Here is a 22436-nt window from a genome sequence, read left to right on the forward strand (position 1 = left end):
TTTTTCTGTCCTAAAAAGTTCCCCGACAATAACCTGACAAAATCCCGACAAATTTTTATATCAGACTGAAATTCAGCATGAAATGAAGTTTTTTGTTTCTATCTATTTCTATTGCATTCCGAAGGATAATAAACACATTCGATAAAACAATTAGTATCATAATGATTAGGGTAAACTTGTTGCCGAGCTTTAAAAAAATGCCTAACATAAACACGATGGGTGCAATTATCGTCCAAAGTATTTGAACAGAAATGAGTTGCTTTGTTAAGATATTTTTTTGTTTCATCGTCAGCATCAGAACAAGCGGAACGAGGATGTTCAGTGGCGGAATTACGATAAATGGAATTGATGAAAGGTTGATTAATTTTAGAGAGGAATAGTTAATCAAAACCGCTTCTTTGGATTCTTTTTTTTCTTCGACAATCTCGGATTTTTCTTGTTCAGATTCTTTGTAAAGCAATTCGTCTTCTTCTACTTCTAATGCTTTTGCCAAAACTCGAAGTGTATAACCTTTTGGCTCTTTTCCTGATTCAATTCGCTGAATTGTTCTTACCGAAACTCCTGATTTTTCAGATAATTCCTGTTGAGTCAGATTTTGTAATTCTCTTATACTTTTTAATTTTGACATTCTGTGATTTTAAAATTACCGTTAACTCGTTTATAGGTCTGATAAAATCATACAAAGCCATCCCAAATCAGGTTTATATCTATGACTCCATCACATTTCTTTAGTCTAAACTTGGGAGATGATGATTGTCCTATTATTCTGCCAATATAGTTAAAATTACAATTTCCCTAAAATAAAAAAACTTCCCTTTTCAGAGAAGTTTTCGTTATCATTTAGATTTTTCTAAACGTCATCATAATCCACATAAATGTTTTCTGATGTTGGGTGGGCTTGACAAGTAAGTATCAATCCATCAGCGATTTCTTTATCAGTAAGAATAGAGTTTTTAGTCATTTCGGCAGTTCCTGATGTAACTCTAGCCAGGCAACTACTGCAGATTCCGCCTTGGCAAGAATAAGGAGCATCAAGACCTTGTTTTAAAGCTGCTTCAAGAATGGTTTGTTTTTGTGACATTTCAAAAGTCGTTTCTTCATCATCTACCATAACAGTGATTTTCGAATGTCCTTCTAATGATTTTTCGATTTTATGTTCTTTGGAAGAAGCAGAAAATAATTCAAATTTTATGGCTGATTCTTTGATATTGTGTGCTGCCAAAACACCGGAAACCGAATTAATCATTTCCTCCGGTCCACATAAATAGAACTTATCAAATTCCAATTCCTTGTGTTTATTATTCAAAACAAAATTTACCGTCGATTTTTCAATTCTTCCAAATAATGCATTTTCTGCTTTGGCTTGACTGAAAACATAATGCACAAAAAGACGACCTACATATTGCAATTGCAAATTGTGCAATTCTTGATGAAAGATAGTTTCTTCGGGAAATTTGTTACCATAAACAAGAACAAAAGAACTTTTAGGTTCGCTTTTCAATACTGATTTCAGGATAGAAAGTACGGGTGTGATTCCGCTTCCGGCTACAAAAGCCACATAATTTTTTTGTCGGTCAGCTTGTGGTTCAAAAGTAAATTTCCCTTCTGGTTTTCCTACTTCTAGCGCGTCACCTGCCTTCAATTTTGTATTGGCAAACTGAGAAAAAGCACCATTTGTTACTGCTTTTACAGCGATTCGTAATTCCCCACTTTCTGGAGCGGAACAAAGAGAATACGCACGACGAATTTCCTGATTGTCTAAGGTAAGCCGAAGATTAATATATTGACCCGCAATGAAAGTATAGTTTGGTTTTAATTCCTCAGGAACATTAAAAAGTATGGAAACTGCGTCTTTGGTTTCACGTTTTACTTCTTTTATAATAAGTTTTAAAAAGGATGGCATGTGATTAATTTTTTTACAAAAGTAGGAAACGACAAATAAATGGAGATTATAATTGCCGATTTTTTTATATTAGATGTAACATTTCAAGAATTTAACTACCAATTACGAAACCAAACTATAAATCATGTTCGAAAAATTTATCTATCTCGAATGGAAGGCTTTTACGAGATCAGCTTCCTTCGCAACAAATTTAGGTTTAAAAATCTTGATGCTTTTTTTGGCTATTTATTTTGCTTTAGTTTTTTTGGCTTTGGGAATTGGAGCCTTTTATTTCATCCGGAAAATGAACTTGGAACCATTGGTAACAGTAAATAAATTCCTGATTTACTACTTTTTATTTGATTTAATTATTCGTCTGCTGTTGCAAAAAATTCCGGTAATGAACATTCGTCCCTTATTGGTTTTACCGTTTAAGAAACCAACAATTGTCCATTTTTCTTTGGGTAAAACCATGCTGTCTTTTTTTAATTACGCACATGCTTTTTTCTTTTTGCCATTTTCAGTAGTATTAATCATGGAAGGTTATGATGTGGTGAGCGTATTGCTTTGGCATTTAGCCATGATTTCGTTGATTTATATCAATAATTTTCTAAATATCGTATTGAATAATAAAGACAATTTGTTTGCCATTTTCGTCGGGATTGTGATTGTTTTGGGAGGCTGTCAGTATTATCATGTTTTTGATATTACCAATTACACTACGGTTTTCTTTGAGGGTCTATTCCATACAAAATGGCTATTTTTACTGCCAATTTCGGCTTTAATTGGACTGTATTATGTTACGTTCAACTATTTCAAAAACAACTTGTATCTTGATTCAGGACTTTCAAATAAACACCAAATCGCCAAAACGGAGGATTTAACTTGGTTGAACCAGTTTGGAACATTGGGAACATTCTTAAAAAATGACATTAAACTCATCAAAAGAAACAAACGATCAAAAACTACAGTTATCATGAGTGTGGTGTTTTTATTTTATGGTCTCCTGTTTTTTAAAAATCATGCTTTATACAATCCGGTGATGCACATTTTCGCAGGAATTTTTGTCTCAGGAGGTTTTTTATTCACTTTCGGACAATTTGTGCCTAGTTGGGACAGCTCTTATTATCAATTAATGATGACACAAAACATTCCGTATCGAGGATATTTGAGCTCAAAATGGTGGCTGATTGTTATTGCAACAGTTATTTCGACGATTTTGTCTTCATTCTATTTGTATTTTGGATGGCACGTGTATCTGACAATTGTTGTGGGCGCCATTTATAATATTGGAGTGAATTCACATTTGGTGCTTCTTGCGGGTGCTTATACAAAAACGCCAATAGATTTAGATTCCAGCAAAGGCGCTTTTGGAGATAAAAAAGCCTTTAATGTAAATACCATGTTGATCTCCTTGCCTAAATTGCTATTGCCGTTGGGACTTTATTGGATTGGTTCCACTTTAATGAGTCCCAATTTAGGTTTAACAATGGTGGCTATTGCCGGAATAATAGGTTTTGCTTTGAGAGATAAAGTCTTTTCATTGATCGAAAAGATTTATAAAACCGAGAAGTACAAAACCATAGCCGCTTACAAGCAAAAGAGTTAATAGCCAATTTCCATAAAGCGATTAACCAAATCAACGAATAACCGAATAAACCTTTCTAAAAATGATACAAGTAAACGATCTTTCAAAAACATATAACGGCACAACGGTTCTTAAAATTAAAAATCTAGAAATTCCAAAAGGACAAAGTTTTGGATTGGTAGGGAATAATGGCGCCGGAAAAACCACATTTTTTAGTTTGCTTTTGGATTTAATCCAACCTTCAACGGGGCACATTATCAACAATGAGATTCAAGTAAATTCAAGCGAAAACTGGAAGCCTTTCACGGCTTCTTTTCTGGACGAAAGCTTTTTAATTGGCTACTTAACACCCGAAGAATATTTTTATTTCATAGGTGATTTACGCGGACAGAACAAAGCGGATATCGATGCTTTGCTAGCCAACCACGAGGAATTTTTTAATGGCGAAATCTTAAAAAACAAAAAGTATTTGCGGGATTTATCCAAAGGAAACCAAAAGAAAGTGGGAATTATCGCGACACTTATTGGTAACCCGGAAGTGGTAATTTTAGACGAACCATTTGCTAATTTAGATCCGACAACGGTCAATAGATTGAAAAAAATCATCAAAGAATTAGCCGAAAATCCTGACGTAACGGTTCTGGTTTCCAGTCATGATTTATTGCATACCGTCGAGGTTTGCGATAGAATTGTGGCACTGAACAAGGGAGAAGTCGTGAAGGATATTCAAACATCTGCAGAAACTTTGCAAGAGCTGGAACTATTTTTTGCAGTTTAAAATTTAATTTGGGCGTGACCCGGAAAGAAAAATTCTGGGTCGGGCTTTTTTCAAAATAAAATATAATAAGTGAATCTTTACCTAAAACAGCAATAATAAATACCTAACAGCCACTGGCTGTTCTCCTCTTAATCTCAAATCTCACGCAAAACCAGGAATCAAAAAGAAACCCAATAATTTCCACGATATCAAAAAGAAACGTATTTTTACAAGTCATTATACTAAATAGTATTTTTAGAAGTTAATTGATAAAAAACGTTTACCATTGAAAACCAACACATTAAAACCTATATTTTCTCTAGTATTTTTGTTGTTTTTGGTAGCGTGTTCTACTAAAAAGGACACTTTTTTGGCGAGAAAATCCCATGCTTTGAGCACGAAATATAATATTTTATACAACGGGCAAATCGGGTTAGACAAAGGGATTAATGGTATAAAATCAAATAGTAAAGATAATTTTTGGAAGCGTTTGCCTATCGAAAGAATGCAAATGGATGAGGAAATATCTCCAGAAGGAAAACCTAAAAATGCTGATTTTGAATTGGCCGAGACCAAAGCCACAAAGGCAATTCAAAAACATTCCATGAACATTGGCGGAAGGGAAAAAAACAGCCAGATTGATGAAGCGTATTTACTACTTGGGAAATCCCGTTATTACGACCAAAGATTCGTTCCGGCACTGGATGCATTCAATTATATTTTATACAAATATCCCAATAGCAGCAGAATTTATGAAGCCAAAATTTGGCGTGAAAAAACCAACATGCGACTTGGGAATGATGCTTTGGTAGTAAAAAATATGACCAAAATGCTGAAGGATAGAGAGTTGAAAAAACAAGTTTTTGCCGATGCGAATGCACTTTTATCAGAAGCTTTTTTGAACTTGGAAGAAAAAGACAGCGCTTTAATAAAATTAAAAATAGCCGAGAGATACACGAAAGTAAATGCGGAAAGAGCAAGGTATCGTTTTATTCTTGGACAATTGTACGAGGAATTAGGTAAAAAGGACAGCGCCATTTACAGCTATCAATCGGTGATAGATATGAATAGAAAGTCCGAAAGGAAATATGTTATTCAGGCTTACGCAAAAAAAGCGCAATTATTCGATTATAAAAGCGGAGACACAACTGCGTTTTTAAAAACATACAACAAATTAATTGCCGACAGAGAAAACAGACCATTTCTAGATGTAATTTATAGAGAAAAGGCGGTGTTTTATGATAAAAACAACAAACAAAAAATAGCTTTAAATTTTTACAATGCGTCGCTAAAAAAAGCAACAACAGACCAATATTTGATTGCTTCAAACTACAGGGATTTAGGAAATATGTATTTCAAAAATGCCGATTATCCGGTGGCAGCTAAGTATTATGACAGTACTTTAGTAAAGCTGGATGTTAAAACCAGAGAATTCATTCGCATTCAAAAAACCAGAAAAGATTTAGATGAAGTAATACAACTCGAAGCTATTGCCAAAACAAACGACAGTATTTTGAATGTAGTTGCTTTGTCAGAAACGGACAGGGTTTTGTATTTTGAAAATTATATCTATAACTTAAAAAAGACGGATGAAGCCAAAAGAATTTTAGAAGAAAAACTGAAAGCCAAACAAGAAAATATAGAAAGGAACACTAAAACCGCTGCTATTGATCCGGCTTCTCCTAACCAGGAACCAGGAAAACCAGCGAAGAAATCATCCTTGGCACCACCCACTATGACCAGTATTTCCGGACAACAGACCAGTGTTTTCTATTTTTATAATCCTACGACTATTGCTTTTGGAAAACTGGAATTTAAAAAAACATGGGGAGACCGATCTTCAAACGGGAATTGGAGATTGTCAGCCAATAAAACTGATTTTGCTGTGAAAGACTCCATAAACGGAGACAAAGCGACATCGGAAGATAAATTAGCCGTAGACAAGCCAGTTGAAAAATACACCACCGATTATTATCTAAAACAACTTCCAACAAATCAAACCGCGATTGACAGCATTGCCAAAGAACGTAATTTTGCCTATTATCAACTTGGGGTTATTTATAAAGAAAAATTCAAAGAATATGAATTGGCCAGCGCTAAACTGGAACAGTTATTAAAAAATAATCCAGAAGAAAAACTGATTCTTCCGGCACTTTATAATTTATATAAAATTTACCAAATTACAGATGCTGCTAAAGCGGAGGCCATTAAAAACAAAATTTCGAGTCAATTTCCAAATTCTCGTTATGCACAAATAATAAACAATACCAATTCGAATGTAGCTTCAGATAATGAATCACCGGAGAAAGTATATAACAAATGGTATAAATTGTATCAAGAAGAGCAATATGCTGTTGTGCTAGCAAAAATTGACGATTTGATTAATCAGTTTTCTGGTGATGAAATTGTTTCAAAATTTGAACTTTTAAAAGCAACCACTCTTGGAAAACTTAGAGGATTGTCAGCCTATAAAAAAGCATTGCAGGAATTGGCGGATAACTATCCTAACAGTGAAGAAGGTAAAAAATCCGTAGAAATCCTGACCACTCAAATTCCGTTTTTAGAAGAAAAGGATTTTAGTATTGTTGATGCGAAGAATTGGAAAATTCTTTATAAAGTAGCCGCAAGAGCCGATAAAAACACAAAGGCAATTGAAGATAAATTGAAGTTGTTCATTGCCAATGAGAATTTTCAGACGATTTCCTATTCCTATGATATTTATACTGAAAAAGAAAATTTCATTACCATTCATGGAATTAATTCGGAGCCTTATGCAAAAAATATCATTCAGGTTTTAAAAGAAAATAAGAAGTATAAAATTGACGAACCAGCAATAGTTGTTTCCGCAGAAAACTATAAAGTAATCCAAATCAAGAAAAATCTTGAGGCTTATTTAGCCCCTAAAAACCCATAATCATGTTTGATAAAAAGCCAAAATCATATACTGATCTTTTGGGTAAAACCAATAGAATAGTAGAGGGAACCACTATAAAAGGGGATATTATTTCTCAGGCCGATTTTAGATTGGATGGGGAATTAATAGGCAATTTTCAATCCAGTGGTAAAATTGTTATTGGACCTGCGGGAAGCGTTACCGGTGATATAGTTTGCAAAAATGCTGATATAGAAGGGAAGTTCAATGGTAAAATTCATGTAACTGAAATCTTGAATGTAAAATCCAAAGCAAGTATTCAAGGCGAAGTTTCAGTAGGGAAATTGTCTGTGGAACCCGGTGCTGAATTTAGTGCTTCTTGTGCAATGAAGACCAATATAAAAAATCTAATGCCAAACGATGGAGAACAAACCCAACAAAAAACAAGCTAGTAAGTGGCTGGCCCTGATTAATATCCCGATTCAAATGGGGGCAATCATCTTTCTGTTTTCCTATCTGGGAGACTGGTTAGACGAAAATCATCCCCATCCAAAAGTGTATTACAATAAAATTTTAGTGATGGTTGGTGTTGCATTGGCTTTGTATAATGTAATAAGACAAGTAAACGAAATCAACAAAAAGCAGTAATTTTCCAAAAGACAAAGTCATTAAGAACCAACTATAAAACATTGTGATTTTGTTACAAATCAAAATAACTTTGCGCCGTAGTGCCTTTGCGACAAAAAACAAACCCAATGAATTTACAAAATTCCAAACCGCTTCTAAGCTTACTGTTATTGGCTGGATTAGCTTACCTCCTTCATAAAATTGTTTTTTATGTTTTACATATAAATGACCAAGCTTTTTATTATTCGATAGAAACGCTTTATTTACTTTTTTTAGGTTTATCAACAATAGTCTTTATTGTTTTGTTGAAAGTCAAAGAACGCAGTTTTGATAATGTTGGAATGTCATTTCTTCTGGGAACAAGCATTAAAATGGTTTTTTGTTATTTGATTTTAAGACCATTATTACAGGTTTCAACTCAAAACATTGCGGTAGAGAAAAAGAATTTTTTTGTAATGTTTATTCTCTTTTTAGCAATTGAAACGATATTAACGATACGCATATTAAATGAAAAGCAATGAATATGTCATTTATGTGTCAAATGTTCCAAAAATAATTTTTTATATTCTTTTGAATATTAATAAAAAATGTACCTTTGCACCAAATTTCAGAAACGTAATAAATTAAGATAATTAACTGTTATGGTGATTTCAAACAAACCACTTAGATTTATATTAGTAGCTTTAGTAGCGTGTCTTCCTCTAATTAGTTTTGCAAATCCTGAAGAGGGTTCTGTGAAAGTAAAAACGGAAGCTGCTCATGAAGTGACAGAAGAGGCTCATGCTGAACCAACAGATGTAAAATCTAAAATCAAGGAATTTATCAATCATCACCTTTTGGATGCTCATGATTTTACATTATCTGTAAATGAAGAAACGGGTGAGCATTATGGTTTTTCATTACCAATTATTCTTTGGGATAATGGTCTTCAGGTTTTTTCTTCTTCAAAATTTCATCATGGCGAAAAAACGGCAGAACATAATGGTAATTATTATGTATTGCACCACGAAAAAATATACAAAACGGAGGCGGATGGAACTTTAACAGAAGGAGAACACGGTCATCCTACAAATGCAACCCCACTTGATCTATCGATTACTAAAAGTGTTGTGGGAATTTTAGGAATAGCAGTTTTGATGTTTTTATTGTTTGCAGGTTTAGCGAAATCTTACGGTAAAAATAACGGAATCGCTTCTGGAGCCGGACGTTTTTTTGAGCCTATTGTACTCTATATTAGAGACGAAATCGCAATTCCAAACATTGGAGAAAAAGGATATAAAAAATATATGAGTTATTTGTTAACTATATTTTTCTTTATTTTCTTCCTTAATATCTTAGGTTTAACACCACTGGGGTTTAACGTAACTGGGAATATTGCTATTACAGCGTCTTTAGCCTTATTGACTTATTTAATCACAACTTTCTCGGCAAATAAAAGTTATTGGGGACACATTTTCTGGATGCCAGGTGTGCCAACTCCAATGAAATTTATTTTGGCTCCAATAGAGTTACTAGGAACAATCATCAAACCATTTTCATTAATGATACGTTTGTATGCTAACATTTTGGCTGGGCACGTAGTTTTAATGAGTATTATCGGTTTAATGTTTATCTTTAAAAGCTGGATTGGAAGTACGCTGTCTTTTGGATTGGCATTTGCGCTTTCTATCCTTGAAATATTAGTGGCGTTTTTACAAGCGTATATTTTCACAATGTTATCTGCACTTTATTTTGGAGCAGGAAACGAAGAGCATCATCACGAAGAATCGCATTAGGCATATGCTATATGCACAAGGCTATTTAGCATACGGGCTTACTGCCTAAAGCGTATAGCTTTCAAACAAGAATGTTTAATTTTTAATTTATATATTATGGAAATTCCAACTATTGTAGGAGCAGGATTGATTGTTATTGGAGCAGGTTTAGGTATTGGTAGAATTGGTGGTTCAGCAATGGACGCTATTGCTCGTCAACCAGAAGCTTCTGGAAAAATCCAAACAGCTATGCTTATTGCAGCTGCACTTATTGAAGGTATTGGTTTCGCTGCATTATTCGCATCTTAATTAAAACTTAAAGAACAATAGTTACAACGGTTGGTTGTGACTATTGTTTTTAAAATTAAAACATTAAAAATTGCGATTAAAAGCAATTCATACTTTAAAATTTATAATTAGATATAATGGATAAGTTAATAAATGATTTTTCGTTTGGTTTGTTTATTTGGCAGATAGTAATATTTGTTGGATTGATATTCTTGTTAAAAAAATTCGCATGGAAACCTATTCTTGATGCAGTTAATGAAAGAGAAGAAGGAATTAAAAACGCATTGCTTTCAGCTGAGAACGCTAGAAAAGAAATGCAAAATTTGCAAGCGGATAACCAACGCATTTTACAAGAAGCAAGATTAGAGCGTGACAACATGCTTAAAGACGCTCGTGAAATGAAAGAGAAAATGGTTGCTGATGCTAAAAACGAAGCGCAAGCTCAAGGTCTGAAAATGATCGAGCAAGCGAAAGCAGCAATTGAAAGTGAAAAAAATGCAGCTATGGCCGAATTGAAATTACAGGTTTCCACTTTGTCATTGAGTATCGCAGAAAAAATATTGAAAGACGAATTATCTAACAAAGAAGCTCAAACTAAATTAGTTGAGAAAATGTTAGGTGACGTAAAGATAAACTAACAATTATGGCAAGTACAAGAGCAGCAATTCGTTATGCAAAGGCAATTCTAGACTTAGCAAACTCCATTGGAGTGGACAATGAGGTGAGCAGCGATATGACTTTAATTGCTTCAACAATCAATGGAAATAAGGAATTGAACACTTTCATTGGAAATCCTACCATTAAAGTTGAAGTGAAAGAAAGTGCACTATTGGAAGTTTTTGCAGATGCGAATGGGGTAACAAAAGGACTTTTCCATTTGTTGTTCGAAAACAAAAGATTCGAAATTCTTGAAGCTATTGCTTTAGAATACAACAAATTGTTTGACGAGATGAATGGCATTGAGGTAGCAAAGGTAACTACAGCTATTCCTATGGATGCAGCATTAGAAGCTAAAGTTTTAGCGAAAATTGCAACCCTTTCAGATAAAAAAATCACAATAGAAAATATAGTAGATGCTTCAATCATTGGAGGATTTATTCTAAGAATAGGAGACAAGCAGTATAACGCTTCAGTAGCCAACAGATTACAAGTATTAAAAAGAGAGTTAAGTAATTAGTTTTATTACACATTTAAGTGTCTAAATTATAAATTAAGATGGCGGAAATCAAACCTGCTGAAATTTCAGCAATATTAAGAAAGCAAGTAGAAGGTTTTGAATCTGGTGCTACACTGGAAGAAGTAGGAACAGTACTTCAAGTTGGAGATGGTATTGCTCGTGTTTACGGGCTTTCTAATGTTCAATATGGAGAGTTAGTTGAATTTGACAATGGTTTAGAAGCTATTGTTTTGAATCTTGAAGAAGATAATGTAGGTGTGGTACTTTTAGGACCATCAACAGGAATCAAAGAAGGCTCAACTGCAAAAAGAACACAACGTATTGCTTCTCTTAAAGTAGGAGAACAAATGGTAGGTCGTGTAGTAAACACTCTTGGTTTTCCAATTGATGGAAAAGGACCAATTGGTGGAGATTTATACGAAATGCCTTTGGAAAGAAAAGCTCCTGGAGTTATCTTCCGTCAACCGGTTACTGAGCCATTACAAACAGGAATAAAAGCAGTAGATGCAATGATTCCAGTTGGACGTGGACAACGTGAGCTAGTTATTGGTGACCGTCAAACAGGTAAATCAACTGTTTGTATCGATACTATCTTAAATCAAAAAGAATTTTACGATGCAGGAAAACCTGTATTTTGTATATATGTTGCAATTGGACAAAAAGCGTCAACTGTAGCTGGAATTGCTAAAATGTTAGAAGAAAAAGGCGCAATGGCTTATACCATTATTGTTGCTGCTAATGCTTCTGATCCGGCTCCGATGCAAGTTTACGCTCCTTTCGCAGGTGCTGCAATTGGAGAATATTTTAGAGATTCAGGTCGTCCGGCTTTAATTGTTTATGATGATTTATCTAAACAAGCTGTTGCTTACCGTGAGGTTTCTCTTTTATTAAGAAGACCACCGGGACGTGAGGCATATCCTGGAGACGTTTTCTACCTTCACAGTAGATTATTAGAACGTGCTTGTAAAGTAATTGCTGATGATGGAATTGCTAAAAACATGAACGATTTACCAGATTCATTGAAATCAATTGTAAAAGGTGGTGGTTCATTGACTGCTTTACCAATTATTGAAACTCAAGCTGGTGACGTTTCTGCATATATCCCAACAAACGTAATTTCGATTACAGATGGTCAAATTTTCCTTGATGGAGATTTGTTTAACTCAGGGGTTCGTCCTGCGATTAACGTAGGAATTTCTGTATCTCGTGTTGGAGGAAATGCACAAATTAAATCAATGAAAAAAGTAGCAGGTACTTTAAAACTAGATCAAGCTCAATTCCGTGAATTGGAAGCTTTTGCTAAATTTGGTTCTGATTTAGATGCAGTTACTTTGAACGTAATTGAAAAAGGAAAAAGAAACGTTGAGATCTTGAAACAAGGTTTGAATGATCCTTATACTGTTGAAGACCAAGTTGCGATTATCTATGCTGGTTCTAAAAACTTATTGAGAAATGTTCCTGTGAATAAAGTAAGAGAATTTGAGAAAGATTTCTTGGAATTCTTAAACAACAAACACAGAGCAACTCTTGATGCTTTGAAAGCAGGAAAGTTAACAGACGAAATTACAGATGTAATCGAAACTGTAGCAAAAGAATTATCAGCAAAATATAACTAAGAAATGTATATTGTATAATGTAAATGGTATCGAAAGACACTTTTTACATTATACATTTTACAATTTTTACAATCTACGATAAATAAAATGGCAAATTTAAAGGAAATCCGTAATAGAATTACTTCCGTTTCATCTACGATGCAAATTACATCGGCAATGAAAATGGTTTCTGCAGCAAAGCTAAAGAAAGCACAAGATGCAATCACAGCAATGCGCCCTTATGCCGAAAAATTAACGGAATTATTGCAAAATCTTTCTGCTACACTTGAAGGTGATGCAGGTGGGGAATTTACAACACAACGTGAGATAAAGAAAGTTTTAGTTGTAGCCATAACTTCAAATAGAGGTTTATGCGGTGCATTTAATACGAATGTTATCAAAGAAGCTAAAAGCCGTTCTGAGTTTTATGCAGGAAAACAAGTTGATATTTTTGCTATTGGTAAAAAAGGAAATGATGTTTTGAGCAAATCACTTTCGATTGTGGATAATCAAAGTGCTATTTTTGATGCATTGACTTTTGATAATGTTGCTAAAATTGCGGATATATTAACGGAGAAATTCGTTTCTGGTGAATATGATAAAATTGAGTTGATTTACAACCAATTTAAAAATGCTGCTACACAAATCGTTCAAACAGAACAATTTTTGCCATTAGCACCAATAAAATCTGATCTTACAGTTTCAGCTGGCGATTATATCTTTGAACCTTCAAAAGAAGAAATCGTGTTGACTTTGATTCCAAAATCATTGAAAACACAATTGTATAAAGGAATTCGTGATTCATTTGCTTCAGAGCACGGAGCACGTATGACTGCCATGCACAAAGCAACTGATAACGCAACGGAATTGAGAAATCAATTGAAATTGACTTATAATAAAGCACGTCAAGCTTCTATTACTAATGAGATCTTAGAGATTGTTGGTGGTGCCGAAGCATTGAATGGATAATAAATTATTGATTCAAAATATATTAAGAGCCAACAGATGTTGGCTCTTTTTTTGTTTAATTTTATAGTTTAAAATAATAGTAGGAAGAATGAAATTAGAAATTAAAGAACTGACCACATTAGATGAAATGCTTAGCAACATTGAAGTAATGCGATTTTTATATCCAACATTTACTTTAGAAAAATATGAATCGTATCTGGTTGAGATGATTCCACACAATTACAAGCAAGTAGCCGTTTTTGAAAATGATGTTTGTGTTGCTGTTTCAGGATTTTGGTCGGGAACAAAACTTTGGTCGGGAAAATACATCGAGATAGACAATTTTATTGTTCATCCGGAACATCGTTCTAAAGGTTTGGGCAAAATGATGACAGATTATATAGATGCAAAAGCCAAAGAAACGGGTTGTACTATGATTGTTCTCGATGCTTTTACAGGAAATTTTACCGCGCATCGTTTTTATTACAACCAAGGATATGTTCCAAAAGGATTTCATTTTCTTAAAATTTTAAACGAAGAAGGATTAAGTTAAGCCTCAAAAAGATGAAACCGTATAAAAAAATAATTTTCTTTTTTATAATTGCAATTAGCTTTACTTTTTGTGCCATGAAACAAGAATTTCAAACGGAATTTCCACAAGAAATAAAATCAGTTTATTTTCAGAAATGGATTGGTGGACAGGAAGAAACCGGAAGCGCAACTGATTTTTATATTGAATTCAAAAAGCCTCTTTCTAAGGAAATTAAATTAGATAAAATCTATTTCAGAAATCAGGAAACGAATTTTGAAGAAGTTACCAAAAATACTTTTGTTGCACATTTTCCTCCAAAAAATATAATTCCAGATTTAATCTTGGATAGTGATTCCTTAAAAGAATATGGGAATAAAGCACCAGTTATAATAAAACCTAAATTCGATTTAAAACCCAACGAAGCGGTATTAGAATATGCGAAAAACAATAAAACCCAATTTTTCAAAATAAGCAATCCCAAAGAAAAGCCAACTATTGCCTATCCATCGATAAATAAACCAAAGAATTAGTTATTTTTGTTTTTTATAAATATAAAAGAGATAAATCATTTTGGGATTATATAAAAGTCTTTTCAAACAAACAGCAATTTACGGACTGGCAACGGTTTTACCGAGAATGTTCAGTTTTTTACTAGTTCCACTTTATACTGATTTACTGCCAAAAGCCGAATATGGAAAAGTTTCTATAATTTTCGCTTGGATGATTTTTTTCAATGTTATTCTTGCCTACGGAATGGAAACCGCTTTTTTTAGGTTTTATAATAATGAAACCAATAAGAAGTCCGTTGTAGAAACAACAATGGTTTCGATTTTTTGGACCTCAACTTGTTTTCTGTTTGTTGCACTTTTATTCCGAAACACATTGGCACAATGGTCTGGAATAGACGCGCAATATATTACGTATACGATTTGGATTTTAGTGTTGGACGCTTTGGTAATTATTCCGTTTTCAAAATTGAGAGCCTATCAAAAATCAATGGTTTATGCTGGAATTAAAATCGGAAATGTTTTAATCAATCTTTCTTTAAGTGTTTTCTTTTTGCTCTTTTTGCCCAAAATTGCGCAATCTCAACCCGACGGATTTTTAGGTTCTTTGTATGTTGAAAACTTTCAGATTGGGTATATATTTTTAGCTAATATCATCGCCAGTTTATTGACATTTGTAATCCTGTCACCAGATTATATTTTGTTAAAATGGAAGTTTGATTTCGCACTTTGGAAGCGAATGATGCGTTACGGATTACCCATAATGGTCGCTGGAATCGCATTTGCCATCAACGAACAGTTCGACAAAATTTTATTAGGGAGATTATTACCGGCAAATATCGCTGAAGCCGAAGTTGGAGTGTATTCCGCCTGTTATAAATTAGGGTTATTCATGGTTTTGTATAGAACTGCATACACCTTAGGAATAGAACCTTTCTTTTTTAGCCATGCTGCAAACACGGACGCACCTCAAACGTATGCCACAGTGACTAAATATTTTGTCATTTTTGGGTCCTTTATTTTATTGGCGGTAATCGTTTTTGCCGATATTTTAAAATACTTTATGATTAGGGATACCTCCTATTGGGAAGCCATGAAAGTCGTTCCGCTGATTATTTTGGCTAACTTCTTCCTTGGGATTTACACGAATCTTTCCGTTTGGTACAAACTCATCGACAAAACCTATATTGGAGCCTATATCTCCATTGTTGGTGCCATAATAACATTGGTGGTCAACTACCTGCTTATCCCAACGATGAGTTATTATGGATCGGCAATCGCTACCATAGCAGCGTATGGAAGCATGATGTTTATCTCTTATTATTTAGGAAATAAATACTACCCAATACCGTATGACACAAAAAAAATAGGAGGATATCTCTCCCTGTCAGTGGGATTCTCGGCCATTTCATTCTATGGCTTTAGAGAAAATTATTTTGTTGGAATTCCATTATTACTTGCATTTATGTATTTCATATATTACAACGAAAAAGAAATGTTAATCCGAATTTTGAACCGAAAAAACAATTAGAATTTAATTAGGAGCTAATCGCGCTGTACGTTACAAGCTTTACTTTAAAATTGGTTTTTTCTAAGTCCAAAAAGGAGCTTCCTTTGGTCGCTCTTTTTTGTCCAAGAAAAAATACAATTTTAAAGTAAAGGCTTTTCACTTTCATCACGGCTAAAAAACAACAACAATGACGATAAACAGTATCAATTAATCACAGCACGATTTGCCAAACTATGAAACTGCGCATACAAACAACAAAACATATTGACTAAAACTGAATATATATAGAAAAAAAATCTTTTTGAAAACCAATATTTATTATAGAAGGTAATGGTCACAAGCGGGACGCTTGAGCCAGCGATGATGATACCATTTAGGAAGCTAACAAAAAATTATAGGAGATCGAAAAAAACAATTAAAGTTATGTCGGGTACATTTTCTCAAATTTATATACAGATAGTTTTTGCAGTAAAAGGCAGACAGTCTTTAATTAACAATAGTTGGGAAGAGGAACTATATAAGTACATAACAGGTATTGTTCAAAATAAAGGACAAAAAATGTTAGCTATAAATGGAATGCCGGATCACATCCATATATTTATAGGAATGAAACCTTCGTGTTGCTTATCTGATTTAGTTAGAGAAGTGAAAAAATCTTCAAATGAATTTATAAATGATAAGAAATTTTGTTCTAGAACTTTTAGTTGGCAAGAAGGCTACGGAGTATTTTCATATAGTCATTCTGCATTAGACAATGTCATTGCCTATATTATGAACCAAAAGCAACATCATCATGTGAAAACTTTCAAGGAAGAATATTTAAAGATGTTGAAAAAATTTGAAATAGAATTTAAAGATGAATATTTGTTTGAATGGATTGAGGATGAATAATTTTTTGTGTAAAAAGATACCATACCAGAGACCCCAACGGGGGTAAAATGTTTATAGAAATTTTCAAGGAAGAATATTTGAAAAAATTTGAAATAGAATTCAAAGATGAATATTTGTTTGAATGGATTGAGGATGAATAATTTTTTGTGAAAAAAGATATCATACTAGAGACCCTAACGGGGTCAAATGTTTATAGAAACAAACGCGTCACATGGGTTCGACCCCGAAGGGGTCGTACAATCTCGGGAAATGATGTTTTCTATAAACATGAAATCCCTTCGGGATCAGAAAGTAAAATAATATAAAATAAAAAAATGACAATAAAAATTATCAACAAATCGCAACATGCTTTGCCAAACTATGAAACCATAGCTTCGGCAGGAATGGATTTAAGAGCAAATTTAACGGAATCAATAATTTTAAAACCATTGGAAAGAGCCATTGTAAAAACAGGTCTTTTCATAGAATTACCAATAGGTTACGAAGCACAAGTGCGCCCTAGAAGTGGTTTGGCTGCCAAAAAAGGAATCACCGTTCTCAATTCTCCTGGAACAGTTGATGCAGATTACCGTGGTGAAATAGGTGTGATTTTAGTAAATTTATCCAATGAAGCTTTTGTGGTCGAAAATGGGGAACGTATCGCACAACTCATCATCGCACAACACGAACGTGCGGAGTGGATTGAAGTTCAGGAATTAACCGAAACTTCCAGAGGTGAAGGCGGTTTTGGAAGTACGGGAGTGAAGTAGTAATCAGTGTTCAGTATTTTAGTGTTCAGTCGCAGTTAGCAGTTGTGAAACGAGATGAAATTTTGCAACAAATTTCAAATAAAAAATCCGTGGAAATCGGTTTAATCCGTTTAATCTGTGGCCAAATAATATAAAAAAACCTTCGTGAACTTTGCAGAAAACGCTGCAAACTTTGCGGTTAAAAAAAAATAACAAATGAAAATAATTGTACCAATGGCTGGGCGAGGTTCCAGATTAAGACCACACACATTAACCATTCCTAAACCATTAATTCCTATTGCCGGAAAACCTATTGTGCACCGCTTGGTAGAAGATATTGCGGGTGTTTTAAATCAACATATTGAAGAAATTGCCTTTATTATTCATGAAAGTTTTGGAGCAAAAGTGGAAGAAGATTTAATCGCAATCGCTCAAAATTTAGGTGCCAAAGGGACAATTTACTATCAAAACGAGGCGCTTGGAACAGGTCATGCCATTATGTGTGCCAAAGATTCTTTGAGTGGACCAGCTGTTATTGCTTATGCCGATACTTTAATTCGTGCCGATTTCGATTTAGATCAAAATGCAGATAGTGTTATTTGGGTAAAACAAGTAGATCAACCAGAAGCTTTTGGTGTGATAAATTTAAACGAAGCGAATGAAATAGTCGAACTGGTGGAGAAACCTGCGGCATTTGTTTCGGACCTTGCCGTTATTGGAATTTACTATTTTAAAGATGTTGCCGTTTTAAAAAACGAACTTCAATTAGTATTAGATAATAATATTATTCACGGTGGAGAATATCAAATTAACGATGGAATAAAGCAAATGATGGCAAAAGGCATGAAATTTGTACCAGGTAAAGTAGAGGAGTGGATGGATTGTGGAAACAAAGACGTTACCGTGGAAACGAATTCCAGAATGTTAGGGTTCTTACACAACGATGGAATACATTTAGTGGACTTTGATGTTAAGTTAGAAAACTCAACTATCATTCCGCCATGTTATATTGGAGAAGATGTGGTTTTGATAAATGCAACTGTTGGTCCTAATGTGTCATTAGGAAATGGGTGTCATGTTTCAAACAGTACCATAAAAAATAGTTTGGTTCAAACACATTCTCATATAAAAAATGCGAATCTGGATAATGCCATGATAGGGAATCATGCCAGTTTTGACGGTAACTTTACAAGTATAAGTATTGGAGATTATTCTGTGTTGGAATAAATAAGTCATTCAATTCCTGCACCGTTTTCAAAACGGTGTAGGTATTTAAATTACAATGAAAAAAAGAGTTTTCATAATTCTATTTTTGGTTTTGCAATGCAATTCAACTTTGCTATTGGCGCAAACTGAGCCGGAAGAAATTAAGCAGGATATTGATCAGTTTCAGGAGTTTTTTTATGAATCGTTGCTTCAAAAAGGAATCGAAAACTATGACAAAGCCATTAAGGCTTTGGAAAAATGTGTAAAGTTGCAGCCGAATAATGCCACAGTGTTTTTCGAATTAGGGAAAAACTATTTGGCATTAAAGGATTATGAAAATGCCTATAATTCATTTGAACACGCCACACAAATTGATCCAAAAAACAGATGGTTTTGGGTGGGGATGTATGATGTGAGTTATGAAACCAGCAATTATAATCAGGCCCTAATTGCCATTAATAAATTAATACCATTTGATGAAAAGTACAAAGAGGATTTAACGTCTCTTTATATGGGCACCAGGCAATTTGATAAAGCGCTTAATCTCATCAATGAATTGAATGATACTTTTGGAAAAACTGAAAGAAGGGAATTATACAAAATGCAGATTTTATCGGAGGGGAAGTTTCAAAATGTTGAAGAATCCAATTTAATAACACAAATCGATAAAAACCCAAAGGAAGAATCTAATTATATTGCGCTAATTAATTTGTACTCTAAGAATAATGAAGCTGAAAAGGCTTTTGAAGTAACAAAAAAGTTAGCGGCAGCAATTCCAACTTCTGAATGGGCACAAGTGAGTTTATTCAAAGTTTATTTGGAGAATAATGAGGCGCCAAAAGCTATAAATGCGATGCATATTTCTTTGGCCAGTGCCAAAATAGATTCAAAGATAAAACATAGAATGCTGAATGAGTTTTTGATTTTTGTGGATAGAAACCCTCAATATTCCTCTGATTTAGAAAAAGCAATTGCCTATTTTGATAATGACAATGAGGTTAATGTAGCCAAAGAAATTGGTAAATATTATAACAATAAAAAGCAATGGGACAAATCCATCAGGTATTATGAACAAGCATTAAAGAATGGTTCTGCTGAAGATATCGAAACGAATTTGCTTTTGCTTCAAGCATATACCGAAGTAAAACAATTTGAGCTTTTGTCCAAAAAAGCCATGACAATGATTGAAACGTTTCCTACGCAACCGCAGTTTTATTATTATTCGGGTTTGGCAAACAATCAGTTGCAGCAATTTAAAAAAGCGGTAGCAATTCTGGAAATGGGATTGGATTATTTGGTTGACGACATAACATTAGAAACAAATTTCAATATCCAGCTTGGAGAAGCATATAACGGTTTGGGAGATTTCAAGAAAAAAGAAGTGTATTTCTCCAAAGCCAACGAATTATTAAAACAAAAAAAATAATGAAAAAATTTTCAATACTACTAGTACTTGCAGTCTTTATGGCTTCGTGTAAATCGAAATCTGTTGTAGCTGAAGCAAGTGTGAAATCGACCTATTTGACTGCTGATAAAATAATAGAAAATCATTACAACAATAAAAACAATTTTTCTACATTATATATTAAGTCCAACGCAAGATATGCTGATGACAAACAAACCCAAAATGTTACCGCCGAAATAAAAATTAAGAAAGACCAACAGATTTTGATTAGTATTCGGTTTTTGGGAATTACTATGGCAAAAGCATTGATTACGCCAACTGCAGTAAACTATTATGAAAAAATAAATGGCAGTTATTTTGAAGGGGATTTCAGCGGATTGAGCCAATGGCTGGGAACTGATTTAGATTTTAATAAAATTCAAAATATGTTACTTGGCGATGCAATAGATGATTTGAATAAAGGAAAATATACGGAATCATTAGTGGAACAGACCTATAGATTGGATGATGTTTCGAATAACAATACGAAAAAATCGTTCTTTTTTGATGCGGAGAAATTTTTGGTCAAAAGACAGGAAATAAAACAAACTGCTGAAGACAGAATGATTCAGGTGGCTTATTCAGATAACAAGGTGTACAATGAAGCCACATTGCCTTCAAATGTTTCCATAAATACGTTTCAAAAGAAAGGTAAAACAGAAATTAATTTAGATTACAACACCATAACGTTCAATGAAGAACTTTCTTTTCCTTATAGTGTTCCAAATGGGTACAAAAGAATTATAATTAAGTAAATTTGCAAAAAATATTTTTTTAAGATGCCAAAATTTCTCCTAAGCCTAATTTTTATAAGCATGACTTCACTACTGTGGAGTCAAACATCTCAACAAGAAAAATTAGAAGAACGAAAAGCCCAGATTCAAAAAGAAATTCGCGAAAATGAAAAGCTGTTACAAACCGTAAAGAAAAAAGAAAAAACGGCTGTAAATGTAATCGTTATACAAAGCAATAAGATAAAGCTTAAAGAAAAACTGATTAACACTACTGAAAGGCAAAAGAAGCTTTTGGGGAATGACATGTACATTAATCAAGTAAAAATCAATAAACTTAAAAAAGAACTGGAAATACTAAAGGCAGATTATGCTGAGATGATTGTGAAATCGTACAAAAGCCGTTCTGAGGAAAGTAGAGCAATGTTTTTATTATCGTCTGAGAATTTTTTGCAGGCCTATAAAAGAGCACAGTACATGAAACAGTACACGAATTACAGAAAGATGCAAGGTGAGGAAATCAAATCTAAAACGGGTGAGCTTATTGTATATAACGGAAAATTGGATGTGCAAAAAAAGGCCAAGCAAAAACTCATTGCTGAAAATGAAAAAGAGCGTTTGTCATTAGAAAAAGAGCGACAAGAGCAGGAAAAATTAGTAAAATCCATTAAGAAAGATAAAAACAAAATTCTTGCTGAAATCAAGAAAAGACAACAGGAGGCCAGACAAATTGATAGACAAATCAATAGATTAATACGCGAAGCAATTGCAGAGGCCAATAGAAAAGCAGCAATGGAAAGGGCAATGGAAAGAGCAAAAGCGGAATCTAAAGCCGAATCAAAAACAGAATCGAAATCGGAACTAAAAACCCGTGCTAAGGCAATTGTATCTTCTTCTTCAGTATCATCTTCGAAAATAGAACTTACAGCTGAGACAAAATTAATTGCAGATAATTTTAGAGCCAATAGAGGTAAATTACCATGGCCGGTAGAAAAAGGATTTGTGTCATTAGGATATGGAGATCAGGCGCATCCAGTGTATAAAACATTAGTTATTCATAATAGTGGGGTGGAAATCACTACGGACCAAGGATCGAGTGCAAGAGCCGTTTTTGGTGGCGAAGTGGCAAGTGTAATTGTTTTATCTCCAATAAATAAAGCAGTAATGGTACAACATGGAGATTTCTTCACGGTTTATCAGAATTTAAGCTCTGTTTCTGTAAGCAAAGGAGATAAAGTAAGTATAAAACAAAGCCTTGGAAGAGTAAGAACCAATAGTGAAGGCAGAACCATAATTAAATTTTTAATTCTTCAAAACACAACGTATAACAATCCTCAGAGTTGGTTGTATAATATGTAAGATTTGATGAATCGAAATAGATTGAGGTTATATATTTAGCT

At 33.8% G+C, this 22436-nt stretch carries 23 protein-coding genes; 21 read left to right on the top strand and 2 right to left on the bottom strand.

Features of this window, described 5'->3' with window-relative positions:
• Nucleotides 1-55: 55 nt before the first annotated feature.
• Nucleotides 56-628: a helix-turn-helix domain-containing protein gene (locus FNW38_RS10360; protein WP_143387319.1), complete on the bottom strand. Its 573-nt coding sequence runs from the start codon at nt 626-628 to the stop codon at nt 56-58.
• 222 nt (nt 629-850) lie between these two features.
• The gene (locus FNW38_RS10365) at nt 851-1903 is read right to left on the bottom strand and encodes a ferredoxin--NADP reductase (RefSeq protein WP_143387320.1); all 1053 of its coding nucleotides are present in this window, start codon (nt 1901-1903) and stop codon (nt 851-853) included.
• A gap of 124 nt (nt 1904-2027) precedes the next feature.
• Between FNW38_RS10365 and FNW38_RS10370 the strand changes: the two genes are divergently transcribed.
• The 21 genes from FNW38_RS10370 to FNW38_RS10470 all read left to right on the top strand — a co-directional run bounded on the left by FNW38_RS10370 (nt 2028) and on the right by FNW38_RS10470 (nt 22395).
• Complete coding sequence (locus FNW38_RS10370) at nt 2028-3491, top strand: DUF5687 family protein (RefSeq protein WP_143387321.1); 1464 nt, start codon at nt 2028-2030, stop codon at nt 3489-3491.
• Nucleotides 3492-3552: 61 nt separating this feature from the next.
• Nucleotides 3553-4248 carry an ABC transporter ATP-binding protein gene (locus tag FNW38_RS10375; protein WP_143387322.1) on the top strand — a complete coding sequence of 232 codons (696 nt, stop codon included), beginning with the start codon at nt 3553-3555 and terminating at the stop codon, nt 4246-4248.
• A gap of 265 nt (nt 4249-4513) precedes the next feature.
• Nucleotides 4514-7141: a type IX secretion system periplasmic lipoprotein PorW/SprE gene (gene porW, locus FNW38_RS10380; RefSeq protein ID WP_144064522.1), complete on the top strand. Its 2628-nt coding sequence runs from the start codon at nt 4514-4516 to the stop codon at nt 7139-7141.
• Between the two features lie 2 nt (nt 7142-7143).
• Nucleotides 7144-7551, top strand: a complete 408-nt coding sequence (locus FNW38_RS10385) for a bactofilin family protein (RefSeq protein ID WP_143387324.1) — start codon at nt 7144-7146, stop codon at nt 7549-7551.
• Complete coding sequence (locus FNW38_RS10390) at nt 7520-7747, top strand: AtpZ/AtpI family protein (protein WP_143387325.1); 228 nt, start codon at nt 7520-7522, stop codon at nt 7745-7747. Before FNW38_RS10385 ends, FNW38_RS10390 begins: the two co-directional genes overlap by 32 nt.
• Nucleotides 7748-7854: 107 nt before the next feature.
• Complete coding sequence (locus FNW38_RS10395) at nt 7855-8247, top strand: hypothetical protein (RefSeq protein ID WP_143387326.1); 393 nt, start codon at nt 7855-7857, stop codon at nt 8245-8247.
• Nucleotides 8248-8367: 120 nt separating this feature from the next.
• Complete coding sequence (gene atpB / locus FNW38_RS10400; protein ID WP_143387327.1) at nt 8368-9501, top strand: F0F1 ATP synthase subunit A; 1134 nt, start codon at nt 8368-8370, stop codon at nt 9499-9501.
• Nucleotides 9502-9597: 96 nt separating this feature from the next.
• Nucleotides 9598-9789 carry an ATP synthase F0 subunit C gene (atpE, locus tag FNW38_RS10405; protein ID WP_073353856.1) on the top strand — a complete coding sequence of 64 codons (192 nt, stop codon included), beginning with the start codon at nt 9598-9600 and terminating at the stop codon, nt 9787-9789.
• A 116-nt stretch (nt 9790-9905) separates the two neighbouring features.
• Nucleotides 9906-10406: a F0F1 ATP synthase subunit B gene (locus FNW38_RS10410; RefSeq protein WP_143387328.1), complete on the top strand. Its 501-nt coding sequence runs from the start codon at nt 9906-9908 to the stop codon at nt 10404-10406.
• A gap of 5 nt (nt 10407-10411) precedes the next feature.
• Nucleotides 10412-10945: an ATP synthase F1 subunit delta gene (atpH, locus tag FNW38_RS10415; protein WP_143387329.1), complete on the top strand. Its 534-nt coding sequence runs from the start codon at nt 10412-10414 to the stop codon at nt 10943-10945.
• A 38-nt stretch (nt 10946-10983) separates the two neighbouring features.
• Nucleotides 10984-12561: a F0F1 ATP synthase subunit alpha gene (atpA, locus tag FNW38_RS10420; RefSeq protein WP_073209437.1), complete on the top strand. Its 1578-nt coding sequence runs from the start codon at nt 10984-10986 to the stop codon at nt 12559-12561.
• 87 nt (nt 12562-12648) lie between these two features.
• Nucleotides 12649-13509: an ATP synthase F1 subunit gamma gene (atpG, locus tag FNW38_RS10425; RefSeq protein WP_143387330.1), complete on the top strand. Its 861-nt coding sequence runs from the start codon at nt 12649-12651 to the stop codon at nt 13507-13509.
• Between the two features lie 88 nt (nt 13510-13597).
• Complete coding sequence (locus FNW38_RS10430) at nt 13598-14041, top strand: GNAT family N-acetyltransferase (protein WP_143387331.1); 444 nt, start codon at nt 13598-13600, stop codon at nt 14039-14041.
• Between the two features lie 11 nt (nt 14042-14052).
• On the top strand, nt 14053-14550 hold the full coding sequence (locus FNW38_RS10435; RefSeq protein ID WP_143387332.1) for a hypothetical protein: 498 nt from the start codon (nt 14053-14055) through the stop codon (nt 14548-14550).
• A gap of 40 nt (nt 14551-14590) precedes the next feature.
• Nucleotides 14591-16057: a lipopolysaccharide biosynthesis protein gene (locus tag FNW38_RS10440; RefSeq protein ID WP_144064521.1), complete on the top strand. Its 1467-nt coding sequence runs from the start codon at nt 14591-14593 to the stop codon at nt 16055-16057.
• 402 nt (nt 16058-16459) lie between these two features.
• Nucleotides 16460-16927 (top strand): IS200/IS605 family transposase, encoded by a 468-nt coding sequence (gene tnpA, locus FNW38_RS10445; RefSeq protein WP_144064520.1) that lies wholly within the window; start codon nt 16460-16462, stop codon nt 16925-16927.
• Between the two features lie 314 nt (nt 16928-17241).
• Nucleotides 17242-17676 carry a dUTP diphosphatase gene (dut, locus tag FNW38_RS10450; RefSeq protein ID WP_144064519.1) on the top strand — a complete coding sequence of 145 codons (435 nt, stop codon included), beginning with the start codon at nt 17242-17244 and terminating at the stop codon, nt 17674-17676.
• Between the two features lie 195 nt (nt 17677-17871).
• Complete coding sequence (locus tag FNW38_RS10455; RefSeq protein WP_143387044.1) at nt 17872-18882, top strand: sugar phosphate nucleotidyltransferase; 1011 nt, start codon at nt 17872-17874, stop codon at nt 18880-18882.
• Between the two features lie 55 nt (nt 18883-18937).
• Nucleotides 18938-20287, top strand: a complete 1350-nt coding sequence (locus tag FNW38_RS10460; RefSeq protein WP_144064518.1) for a tetratricopeptide repeat protein — start codon at nt 18938-18940, stop codon at nt 20285-20287.
• Complete coding sequence (locus FNW38_RS10465) at nt 20287-21060, top strand: DUF4292 domain-containing protein (RefSeq protein ID WP_143387046.1); 774 nt, start codon at nt 20287-20289, stop codon at nt 21058-21060. Before FNW38_RS10460 ends, FNW38_RS10465 begins: the two co-directional genes overlap by 1 nt.
• A gap of 24 nt (nt 21061-21084) precedes the next feature.
• Nucleotides 21085-22395 (top strand): murein hydrolase activator EnvC family protein, encoded by a 1311-nt coding sequence (locus tag FNW38_RS10470; protein WP_143387047.1) that lies wholly within the window; start codon nt 21085-21087, stop codon nt 22393-22395.
• Nucleotides 22396-22436: the final 41 nt, after the last annotated feature.

This window comes from Flavobacterium gawalongense (assembly GCF_007097265.1).
In the GTDB taxonomy this organism is placed as follows: Bacteria; Bacteroidota; Bacteroidia; order Flavobacteriales; family Flavobacteriaceae; genus Flavobacterium; species Flavobacterium gawalongense.

What these genes read in the sequence shown, in the direction of transcription:
- FNW38_RS10470 (WP_143387047.1), top strand. Translation starts at nt 21,085, where the DNA reads ATGCCAAAATTTCTCCTAAGCCTAATTTTTATAAGCATGACTTCACTA.
- FNW38_RS10375 (WP_143387322.1), top strand. Translation starts at nt 3,553, where the DNA reads ATGATACAAGTAAACGATCTTTCAAAAACATATAACGGCACAACGGTT.
- FNW38_RS10410 (WP_143387328.1), top strand. Translation starts at nt 9,906, where the DNA reads ATGGATAAGTTAATAAATGATTTTTCGTTTGGTTTGTTTATTTGGCAG.
- atpG (WP_143387330.1), top strand. Translation starts at nt 12,649, where the DNA reads ATGGCAAATTTAAAGGAAATCCGTAATAGAATTACTTCCGTTTCATCT.
- FNW38_RS10435 (WP_143387332.1), top strand. Translation starts at nt 14,053, where the DNA reads ATGAAACCGTATAAAAAAATAATTTTCTTTTTTATAATTGCAATTAGC.
- FNW38_RS10460 (WP_144064518.1), top strand. Translation starts at nt 18,938, where the DNA reads ATGAAAAAAAGAGTTTTCATAATTCTATTTTTGGTTTTGCAATGCAAT.
- dut (WP_144064519.1), top strand. Translation starts at nt 17,242, where the DNA reads ATGACAATAAAAATTATCAACAAATCGCAACATGCTTTGCCAAACTAT.
- FNW38_RS10455 (WP_143387044.1), top strand. Translation starts at nt 17,872, where the DNA reads ATGAAAATAATTGTACCAATGGCTGGGCGAGGTTCCAGATTAAGACCA.
- tnpA (WP_144064520.1), top strand. Translation starts at nt 16,460, where the DNA reads ATGTCGGGTACATTTTCTCAAATTTATATACAGATAGTTTTTGCAGTA.
- atpA (WP_073209437.1), top strand. Translation starts at nt 10,984, where the DNA reads ATGGCGGAAATCAAACCTGCTGAAATTTCAGCAATATTAAGAAAGCAA.
- FNW38_RS10370 (WP_143387321.1), top strand. Translation starts at nt 2,028, where the DNA reads ATGTTCGAAAAATTTATCTATCTCGAATGGAAGGCTTTTACGAGATCA.
- atpE (WP_073353856.1), top strand. Translation starts at nt 9,598, where the DNA reads ATGGAAATTCCAACTATTGTAGGAGCAGGATTGATTGTTATTGGAGCA.
- FNW38_RS10395 (WP_143387326.1), top strand. Translation starts at nt 7,855, where the DNA reads ATGAATTTACAAAATTCCAAACCGCTTCTAAGCTTACTGTTATTGGCT.
- FNW38_RS10365 (WP_143387320.1), bottom strand. Translation starts at nt 1,903, where the DNA reads ATGCCATCCTTTTTAAAACTTATTATAAAAGAAGTAAAACGTGAAACC.
- FNW38_RS10430 (WP_143387331.1), top strand. Translation starts at nt 13,598, where the DNA reads ATGAAATTAGAAATTAAAGAACTGACCACATTAGATGAAATGCTTAGC.
- FNW38_RS10465 (WP_143387046.1), top strand. Translation starts at nt 20,287, where the DNA reads ATGAAAAAATTTTCAATACTACTAGTACTTGCAGTCTTTATGGCTTCG.
- atpB (WP_143387327.1), top strand. Translation starts at nt 8,368, where the DNA reads ATGGTGATTTCAAACAAACCACTTAGATTTATATTAGTAGCTTTAGTA.
- atpH (WP_143387329.1), top strand. Translation starts at nt 10,412, where the DNA reads ATGGCAAGTACAAGAGCAGCAATTCGTTATGCAAAGGCAATTCTAGAC.
- FNW38_RS10385 (WP_143387324.1), top strand. Translation starts at nt 7,144, where the DNA reads ATGTTTGATAAAAAGCCAAAATCATATACTGATCTTTTGGGTAAAACC.
- FNW38_RS10390 (WP_143387325.1), top strand. Translation starts at nt 7,520, where the DNA reads ATGGAGAACAAACCCAACAAAAAACAAGCTAGTAAGTGGCTGGCCCTG.
- FNW38_RS10360 (WP_143387319.1), bottom strand. Translation starts at nt 628, where the DNA reads ATGTCAAAATTAAAAAGTATAAGAGAATTACAAAATCTGACTCAACAG.